Here is a 5,744-nt window from a genome sequence, read left to right as displayed (position 1 = left end):
GGCAACTCGCCATCGAAGAGGCGGTGCAGATTGCCGCGGAAGTGGGTGACGCACTCGCCGCCGCACACGCCCTCGGCATCATCCACCGCGACATCAAGCCCGAGAATATCCTGCTGCAGGACGGGCATGCGCTCGTGGCCGATTTCGGCATCGCGCTCGCGGTGCAGACGGCGGGTGGACAGCGCATGACGCAAACGGGGCTGTCGCTTGGGACGCCGCAGTACATGAGCCCCGAGCAGGCGGTGGGGGAGAAGTCCGTCGATGCGCGCAGCGACCTGTACGCGCTCGCTGCGGTCACGTACGAGATGCTCACCGGCGATCCGCCGTTTCAGGGGAACAACGTGCAGGCGATCATCGCCCGCATCATCTCCAGTGAACCGGAGCCGGTGGAGACGCTGCGCAAGAGCGCGCCCGTTGGTATGAGCGCCGCCGTGATGAAAAGCCTGGCGAAGTTGCCGGCGGATCGGCATGCGGATGTGCGGCAGTTCGTCGCGGCGTTGCGCGGTGACGCCGTGTCGTGGCGCTCGTCGGGGCGCTCGTCGGGGCGCTCGTCGGGCGCGCGCGTCGCCCCCGCGCGATCGGCGAGCACACTGCGGTGGATCGCGGTGGTCCTGCTGGCGCTGCTCGCCGCCGCAGGGTGGTGGCCGCGACCCTCAGCGTCGGCAGCGAACACGCCGGTCGCACTGAGCATCGAGCTGCCCGACGGGGTGAGCGCGGACAACTTGGGCCGCCCCATCACCATCAGTGCCGATGGGAAGCTGGTGGTCGTGGCCGGCGCGGCGAACGACGGATCGCGCCAGCTCTATCGACGTCGGTTGGGCGAGACCGGCGCCGAGCCCGTGCCGGGGACCGACGATGCGACGTTCCCCGTGCTCTCCCCCGATGGTGCGTGGGTGGCATTCGTGTCGCGCGGCCGCCTCATGAAGGCCCCGCTGGATGGTGGTGCCGTACGCACACTCGCCGACGTGGGGGCCTGCTACGGCCTCACGTGGCTGAGCGCCAACGAGCTGGTAGTGAGCAGCGGTGGCCGCCTCGCCAAGGTGAGCGCCGAGGGGGGCAACATGACACCGCTGCCGTCGGTGGGTACCGGTGATCGGCGGACGGAGCGGTTCCCGATCGCGCTCCCCGACGGGCGCAGCCTGCTGTACGTCGAGTGGGTGGCAGGAATCCAGTCAACGCTCGTACGCGTGCGACAGGTTGACGGGACGACCGCCACACCGTTTGGCCTCGACTCGATCGTTCCGCTCGCCGTGGTGGAGGGCGGCATCATCGCCGCACTGCCCGGTGCGCGCGTGGCGTTCGTGCCGACGAATGCCGAACGCAGCGCCTCCACCGGCCTGCCGCAGGTGCTCGCAACCGGGGTCTCCACCTGGATCGACGTAGCGCATGCCGCGGCCGCGATGAGCGGGGCGCTGGTGTATCAGCCTGGCTCGGAGCTGTCGGATCTGGTGCTCTACGATCCGGCGACCCGATCCGGTACGGTCGTCTCAGACGAGCGTCGCGTCTATCAGACGCCTCGCTTTTCACCGGACGGTCGGCGGGTGGCCGTCGGCGTAAGGCCCAACGCGCAGACCGACATCTGGATTGCCGATCTGGCCAGTCACACAACGGCCCGACTCACCAAGTCGGGGCGGGCGGGGCGGCCGGAATGGATGCCCGACGGACTGCGGGTGCTGTATGAAGATCGGCAGGACACGCGCAGTACCATCGTGCGGCAACGCTGGGATGGGAGCGATGCGCCCACTGTCGTCCACGGTGGCCCACAGACCTCGGCGCGCGAAGTCGTGGCCTCGCCGGACGGGTCCCTGTTCGCGTACCGGAGCGGAACGGGGAACTCCGCTGAGATCCTGTGGCGCCGTTTCGAGGGCGACACCACCTCGAGGCCATTCGCGTCGTCACCCGGCGCCGATTTGTCGCCCCGCTTCTCCCCCGACGGCAAGCGCCTCGCCTGGGATTCCGACGTCTCCGGCACCGCGCAGGTGTACGTCGCCGTGTTTCCGTCGGGCGAAGGGCGGCTGCAGGTCTCCGACAACGGTGGCGAACAGGCGCTCTGGTCGCGCGACGGCCAAGCGATCTACTACGTGGCCAATCGCGGCCGCACCCTGATGCGCGCCACGATCGACTTTACCGGCGACGCCCGCGTGGTGAAGCGCGACACCATCGTGAACGGCGGCTTCGAGCTGACCTACCAGTGGGGCCACCCGACCTACGATGTCGCCGCTGACGGGCGCTTGCTGCTGCCGCGGCGTGAACCGGCAGGGCGCTTCCCGGTCATGCTGCTCGATTGGCGGGCGGCAACCGCTCGCGCTCAGGATGGCAAACCGTGACCGACGTGCTGACTCGCCTCGCCACCGCCCTCGCCGACCGCTACCGCGTGGAGCGCGAACTCGGCGCCGGTGGCATGGCCACCGTGTACCTCGCGCATGACCTGCGCCACGAGCGCGATGTGGCCATCAAGGTGCTGCATCCCGACCTCGGCGCGGCACTCGGCGCCGAGCGGTTCCTGAGCGAAATCAAGACCACCGCCAAGCTGCAGCATCCGCACATCCTGCCGCTGCTGGATTCGGGCGCGGCGGATGGGTTGCTGTACTACGTGATGCCGCTGGTGAAGGGCGAAACGCTGCGCACGCGCCTCGAGCGCGAGTCGCAGCTGCCGGTGGCCGACGCGCTGCTCATTGCCCGCGAAGTGGCCGACGCGCTCAGCGAGGCGCATGGGCAGGGGATCGTGCACCGCGACATCAAGCCCGAAAACATTCTCCTGCAAGGCGGCCACGCCCTCGTGGCCGACTTCGGCATCGCGCTGGCGGTGCAGCAGGCCGGCGGGCAGCGCATGACGCAAACCGGCCTCTCGCTGGGCACGCCGCAGTACATGGCCCCCGAGCAGGCCATGGGCGACAAGGCGGTGGATCACCGCGCCGACCAGTATGCGCTGGCCGCCGTGACGTACGAGATGCTCACCAGCGAACCGCCGCACACGGGCACCAACCCGCAGGCGATCGTGGCCAAGCTGCTCACCGAGGCGGTGCGCCCCGCGACCGTGCTGCGCCCATCGGTGCCAGCGCACGTGGACGCGGCCATCCGCCGCGCGCTGGAGAAGCTGCCGGCCGACCGCTTCGCGTCCACGAAGGGCTTTGCCGATGCCCTCGAACGGCCGGGGCTCGTGGGCGACACCGGGTTGGCCGCCGCCGTGCGGCCGCGGTCGCGGTGGCGGAGGCTGCTCTCCTCTCCGCTGTGGGCCGTGGCCGGCGTCGCGGCGCTGGCGACGGCGGTCGGCATCACACGGCGAACGGCCGCGCCCACGCTGCCGGTGGTCCGCTTTTCGCTGCCGTTGGCCGACGCCCAGGCCGGGAGCATCCTTGGCACGGGCGAGAAGCTCGCCATCGCCCCCGACGGCAGCGCCATCGCCTACATCGCCGCCACGGCCAGCAACGGCCTGCTGTATGTGCGCCGGCTCGACGAGCTCACCCCGCGGGAGCTGCCGGGCACCGAGGGCTCGCGCGCGCCTTTCTTCTCCCCTGACGGCAAGTGGGTCGCCTTCGTGGCGCGCGGCAAGCTGCGGAAGGTGTCGGTGGAGGGGGGCCCCATCACCGAGCTCACTGACGGCAGCATCCTCCCCGACAACACGGGCGGCGTGTGGACCCCCGCCGGCGACGTCATCTTCTCACGCACCAACGATACCAAGTTCGCCGGAGCGATCCTGCTGCGCGTCCCGGCAACCGGCGGCCAGATCAGCCCCTTCGGGCGTCGTGACAGCACGCTGGGGGAGGTGTCGAATCCGATCATGGCGCCCGATGGCAAGACGATGGTCGGTATCTGGGTCCAGTCGCGCATCAGGTCGGGGTCGGTCACCCCGCTCTGTCTGCTCGGCCCCGATGGCGAACTCACGCGCCTCGAGGTCGGCGCCGAGCGACCACTCGGCTTCGTGGATGACCGGCTCATCTACCTGCGCAACGACGGCACGATCATGGCCGTCCCTATCGACCTGGGCGCGCGCAAGCTCACCGGACCTCCCACCGCGCTCCTCGAGGCGGTGAGCAGTCCGGTGATGTCCGCCTCCGGTACGCTGCTGTACTCGCCGGGGCAGGCGGCCACGACCGCTGTGCTCGTCGACGAGGCCGGCGCCGCCACGCCCCTGGTTGGCGAGCCGCGCCAGTTCGGCAACCCGCGGTATTCCCCCGATGGCCGGCGGGTGGCCTTCGATATCGGCAGCCCGCAGGGGCGTGACATCTGGATCTTCGAGATCGCCTCGGCCACCCTCACCCGGCTCACCTCCGCCGGCAGCAACGTGCGGCCGGAGTGGAGCCCCGACGGTCAGCGCGTGCTCTATCGGCAGGTCACGCCGCGCAAGGGCATCTGGTGGCAGCCCGCCAATGGCAGTGGCGCGCCAGAGTTGCTCGTGGAGGTGCCGGGCGGACCGAACGAAGGGGTCATCTCCCCCGACGGGCGCACGCTCATGTATCGCACCGACGAGGGGACCGGCGACCAGCACATCATCACCATGCCGATGGACAAGTCGGCGCCGCCCACGCCGCTGGTCACGAAGGCGGTCAACTGGGCCCCGCGGTTCTCTCCCAACGGCCAGTGGATTGCCTACAGCTCCGACGAGTCGGGAACGGCGGAGATCTACGTGCGCCCCTTCCCCGGCCCGGGCGGGCGCATTCAGGTCTCGAACGACGGCGGGAGCGAACCGGTGTGGTCGCGTGACGGGCGCACGTTGTACTACCGGCAGGGCGATGCCCTGATCGCCGCGGCGGTATCGGCGACACCGACCTTTACCGTGCAGTCACGCCGGCAACTGTTCGTGGGCCCCTATGAGGCCTCGGGCCCCCACGCCACCTACGACGTAGCGCCCGATGGCAAGCACCTGCTCATGCTCAAGGCCAAGGAGGATCGGGCGCCGGTCGTGATGGTGCTCAACTGGGCGGCCGAAGTGCGGGCGCGGCTCAAGGCGCCGTGAGGCACCCGCGATACGTGAGTTTCTCGCCCGCGAGCGCGACGTCGCCAGCGCACTCGACGACGCTCACGTGCTCACCGAGGAGCCGCGCAGCATCCGCCCGCAGCGCGGTGCAGCGCAAGGCCCTATGCACCGCGTGCTGGCCGGGTGACTCCCTCGTCGGTAGAATTACGCCATGGTCACCGCGCGTTTGCCCGGAGCAGAACTGATTGACGCGGGGCTGGCCGATCTCGCGATGGGGCGCGTGACGATCGAGTCGTTGCTCGTCTCGATCGCCGCACCGGGATTGCGTGACGCGGGGCTCGCCATTGACAAGACGCTGCCCGACGCCGAGCTGCAATTGTACGCCTTGTTGTCTGCGCGCGACGGCGCCGCGGCCCACAGCCGGTACAACGCGTTGCTGCGGCGTGTCGCGAGCTTCCGTCGCGCGGCACAGTGCGCGAGGTAGCGGATCGCGAGCGCATCGGCGCCTTCATGACCGCGTTCGCGCAGCACGCCGCCGCGGACGTCGACGTTTTTCTGGTGGGCGGAACAAGCGCGGTACTGATCGGATGGCGCGCCACCACGATCGACGTGGATCTTGTCATGCGGCCCGAGTCGGATGCCATGCTCCGCGCCATTCCGCTGCTCAAAGAACGGTTGCGGCTTAACGTAGAGTTAGCCTCTCCCGATCTGTTCATTCCCGTGCCGCCAGGCTGGGAGCAACGCAGTCCTGTGGTGACTCGCATCGGGCGCGTCACATTCCGGCATTTTGATTTCGTCGCACAGGCGCTTGCAAAAATTGAGCGCG

The 5,744-nt window shown here is 69.6% G+C and carries 3 protein-coding genes and 1 pseudogene; all 4 read left to right on the top strand.

Annotated features, from left to right (window positions below):
* On the top strand, window positions 1-2,327 hold a 2,327-nt coding region (locus ACIRA7_RS14340; protein ID WP_396221532.1), incomplete at its 5' end, for a protein kinase.
* Window positions 2,324-4,957 carry a protein kinase gene (locus tag ACIRA7_RS14335; RefSeq protein WP_396221531.1) on the top strand — a complete coding sequence of 878 codons (2,634 nt, stop codon included), beginning with the start codon at window positions 2,324-2,326 and terminating at the stop codon, window positions 4,955-4,957. The genes ACIRA7_RS14340 and ACIRA7_RS14335, both read left to right, overlap by 4 nt.
* A gap of 172 nt (window positions 4,958-5,129) precedes the next feature.
* Complete coding sequence (locus tag ACIRA7_RS14330) at window positions 5,130-5,402, top strand: hypothetical protein (protein WP_396221530.1); 273 nt, start codon at window positions 5,130-5,132, stop codon at window positions 5,400-5,402.
* Window positions 5,390-5,744 (top strand): annotated as a pseudogene (locus tag ACIRA7_RS14325) (hypothetical protein); the annotation flags it as partial. The gene ACIRA7_RS14330 and the pseudogene ACIRA7_RS14325, both read left to right, overlap by 13 nt.

Source organism: Gemmatimonas sp. (assembly GCF_044376735.1).
Lineage (GTDB): Bacteria > Gemmatimonadota > Gemmatimonadetes > Gemmatimonadales > Gemmatimonadaceae > Gemmatimonas.
Note: the sequence above shows the minus strand (reverse complement) of the source record. Positions and strands in the feature narration are given on the sequence as shown.